This is a genomic window from Streptomyces sp. NH27 (assembly GCF_056859195.1).
Genome location: NZ_JACEGK010000648.1, coordinates 1 through 3,889 on the forward strand (window position 1 = coordinate 1; position 3,889 = coordinate 3,889).

General features: G+C 68.1%; 2 protein-coding genes. One reads left to right on the plus strand and one right to left on the minus strand.

Going from position 1 to position 3,889, the window contains the following annotated elements; translation table 11 throughout:
• Window positions 1-218: 218 nt before the first annotated feature.
• A complete protein-coding gene (secA, locus tag AC13HU_RS33770; protein WP_483045802.1) occupies window positions 219-3,023 on the minus strand; it encodes a preprotein translocase subunit SecA in 2,805 nt (934 codons plus the stop codon).
• 250 nt (window positions 3,024-3,273) lie between these two features.
• Between secA and AC13HU_RS33775 the strand changes: the two genes are divergently transcribed.
• The gene (locus AC13HU_RS33775; RefSeq protein ID WP_483045803.1) at window positions 3,274-3,861 is read left to right on the plus strand and encodes a GNAT family N-acetyltransferase; all 588 of its coding nucleotides are present in this window, start codon (window positions 3,274-3,276) and stop codon (window positions 3,859-3,861) included.
• The last annotated feature ends 28 nt before the right edge of the window (window positions 3,862-3,889 follow it).

The window sequence follows — 3,889 nt, forward strand, 5'->3', positions numbered from 1 at the left end:
ATCGCCTTCCGTCTCGAACCCGGGAACGCCGACTCCGGCCCCGGCTACGGCCGCGCCCGCTGGCACTGCACCGACGTGGCCGCGCAATGAGCCCACCCGCACCGCAACATGCGGGTGCAGGCGATGGAGGCGAACGGCTCGGGGCCGGGCCGCATCGGCCCGGCCCCGAGCCGGTGGTACCACGACGCCGCTTCCCGCGGCGCTACTTCCTGCAGCGCCTACTTCTTGCGGCGGCGACCGCCCTTGGCGGCCTTGCGGCGCTCCGCGCGGGTCGTACCGGACTCTTCGTCGCCGGCACCGGACGAACCCCCGGAGACGCCCGCCTCCTCGAACTCGCCCTCCACGACGCCGCCCTCACCGTCGACCGACGGCGCGGAGAAGTGCAGCCGGTCCGCCCGCTTGGGCGCTTCCAGGCCCTTCGCGCGGATCTCGGGCTGCTTGACCAGCGACGGCGGCGCGTCCTGCACCTCGTCCGTCACCGGCACCTCCTCGACCTGCTGCTCCACCTGGACCTCCAGGTTGAACAGGTAGCCGACGGACTCCTCCTTGATGCCGTCCATCATGGCGGTGAACATGTCGAAGCCCTCACGCTGGTACTCCACCAGCGGGTCGCGCTGCGCCATGGCGCGCAGCCCGATGCCCTCCTGGAGGTAGTCCATCTCGTAGAGGTGCTCACGCCACTTGCGGTCGAGCACCGACAGCACCACGCGCCGCTCCAGCTCACGCATGATGTCCTCGGTGAGCTGCTTCTCCCGCTCGGCGTACTGCTCGTGGATGTCGTCCTTGACCGACTCGGCGATGAACTCGGCGGTGATACCCGCGCGGTCGCCGGCCGCCTCCTCCAGCTCGTCGACGGTGACCTTCGCCGGGTAGAGCTGCTTGAAGGCACCCCACAGCCGGTCCAGGTCCCAGTCCTCGGCGAAGCCCTCGCGCGTCTCGGCGTCGATGTACGCGTCGATGGTGTCGTCCATGAAGTGCTGCACCTGCTCCTGGAGGTCCTCGCCCTCCAGGACGCGGCGGCGCTCGCCGTAGATCACCTCACGCTGGCGGTTGAGCACTTCGTCGTACTTGAGGACGTTCTTACGGATCTCGAAGTTCTGCTGCTCGACCTGCGACTGGGCGGACGCGATGGCCCGGGTGACCATCTTGTTCTCGATCGGCACGTCGTCGGGCACGTTGGCCATGGACATCACGCGCTCGACCATCTGCGCCTTGAACAGCCGCATCAGGTCGTCGCCGAGGGAGAGGTAGAAGCGGGACTCGCCCGGGTCGCCCTGGCGGCCGGAGCGGCCACGGAGCTGGTTGTCGATCCGGCGCGACTCGTGCCGCTCGGTGCCCAGGACGTACAGCCCGCCGAGGTCCTTGACCTCCTCGAACTCGGCCTTGACCGCCTCCTCGGCGCGCTCCAGCGCCTCCGGCAGGGCCGCGGCCCACTCCTCGACGTGCTCGACCGGGTCCAGGCCGCGCTGGCGCAGCTCCGCCTCGGCGAGGTCGTCGGGGTTACCGCCGAGCTTGATGTCGGTACCGCGACCGGCCATGTTGGTGGCGACGGTGACCGCGCCCTTGCGCCCGGCCTGGGCGACGATGGTCGCCTCACGGTCGTGCTGCTTGGCGTTGAGCACCTCGTGCGGGATGCCACGCTTGGACAGCTGCGCGGACAGGTACTCGGACTTCTCGACGGAGACGGTGCCGACCAGGACCGGCTGACCCTTCTCGTGCTTCTCGACGATGTCCTCCACGACGGCGGCGAACTTCGCCTCCTCCGTGCGGTAGATCAGGTCGGGCTTGTCCATCCGCTGCATCGGGCGGTTGGTCGGGATCGGCACGACGCCCAGCTTGTAGATCTGGTGGAACTCGGCGGCCTCGGTCATCGCCGTACCGGTCATGCCGCTCAGCTTGTCGTACAGGCGGAAGAAGTTCTGCAGGGTGATCGTGGCGAGCGTCTGGTTCTCGTCCTTGATGTCCACCCCTTCCTTCGCCTCGATCGCCTGGTGCATGCCCTCGTTGTAGCGGCGGCCGGCGAGGATACGGCCGGTGTGCTCGTCGACGATCATGACCTCACCGTCGATGACGACGTAGTCCTTGTCGTTCTTGTAGAGCTCCTTGGCCTTGATGGCGTTGTTCAGATAACCGACGAGCGGGGTGTTCACCGACTCGTACAGGTTGTCGATGCCCAGCCAGTCCTCGACCTTGCTGACGCCGGACTCGTGGATGGCGACGGTGCGCTTCTTCTCGTCCACGTCGTAGTCGCCGGTCTCCTCCTTGCCGAGGCTGCCGGCCTCGCCACGGTTGAGCCGCTTCACCAGGCGGGCGAAGTCGCTGTACCACTTCGTGGCCTGGTCGGCCGGGCCGGAGATGATCAGCGGGGTACGCGCCTCGTCCACCAGGATCGAGTCGACCTCGTCGACGACCGCGAAGTTGTGGCCGCGCTGGACCAGCTCGTCCTTCGACCACGCCATGTTGTCGCGCAGGTAGTCGAAGCCGAACTCGTTGTTGGTGCCGTAGGTGATATCGCAGCTGTACTGCTCGCGGCGCTCGGCCGGCGTCATGTTCGCCAGAATGCAGCCGACGCTCATGCCAAGGAACTTGTGCACCCGGCCCATCCACTCCGAGTCGCGCTCGGCGAGGTAGTCGTTGACCGTGATCAGGTGAACGCCCTTGCCGGAGATCGCGTTGAGGTACGTGGGAAGGGTGCCGACCAGGGTCTTGCCCTCGCCGGTGCGCATCTCGGCGACATAGCCGAGGTGCAGGGCCGCGCCGCCCATGATCTGCACGTCGTAGTGGCGCTGGCCGAGTACGCGCTTGGCCGCCTCGCGGACCGCGGCGAACGCCTCGGGCATCAGGTCGTCCAGCGACTCCCCGTCTTCGTAGCGCTGCTTGAATTCGTCGGTGAGTGCCCGCAACTCGGCGTCCGTGAGCTCGACGAAGTCCTCTTCGACGGAATTGACCTGGTCCGCGATGCGGTGCAGCTTGCGCAGGATCTTGCCTTCACCTGCACGCATGATCTTGCTGATGACGGACACGTAGGCTGACTCCTTGCCGGTCGGGCCTGGCGCGAATTCCCGCGCGGGGCACAGCGCGGGTCCTGTCTGCCTGGCCCTGCTGCAACGGCCATCGTAAGCGAGGACACCAGCGGGCCGGGAGGCCCGGCAGCGGCAAAACGGTTTTCCCCCGCCCACAGACGTCCGGGATACTCGGCCGCAGTCCTCTCGCCGCCCGATATGCGGCCACCACGGGGTGCCCGGCACCCTGCCGGAAAGGTGCGCACCCGCCATGGAAACACCTGTTCTCACCACAAAGCGCCTCCTCCTGCGTGCCCTGGAACCGCGTGACGGCGACGCCCTGTACGCCGCCTGTCAGGACCCTGAGATCTCGCGCTGGACATCCGTTCCGTCGCCGTACCCACGCGAGCGCGCCGACCACTTCATCAACATCGTCTGCGCGGACGGCTGGCGCGACGACACCATGTACAACTTCGGCATCTTCACCCGCGACGACGGCGCCCTGGTCAGCTCCATGGGCCTGGTCCGCCTCCAGCACCTGGCCGCCCCACAGCGCCAGGCCGAACTGGGCTACTGGACGGCGAAGCACCAGCGCGGCAGGGGCTACACCGTGGAGGCGGCCCAAGCGGTATGTACCTGGGCCTTCGACGCCCTGGGTGTCGAGCGCCTCGAGTGGTACGCGGAGGCCGGCAACGAAGCCTCCCGCGCGGTCGCCCTGAAGCTCGGCTTCGTCATGGAGGGCACCGTACGGTCGCGGGTCGTACGCGAGGACACCCGGCGGGACGCGTGGAGCGGATGCCTGCTCCCGTCGGACTGGGACCGCCCGGCCCAGGCGCAATACCTCCCATACGGGAAGTAGCGGCGACGCGGAGCGGGCGGGGACGGGC

Bases quoted from the DNA above. Each gene is read 5' to 3' on its own strand.
- AC13HU_RS33775 (WP_483045803.1), top strand. From the start codon at position 3,274: ATGGAAACACCTGTTCTCACCACAAAGCGCCTCCTCCTGCGTGCCCTG.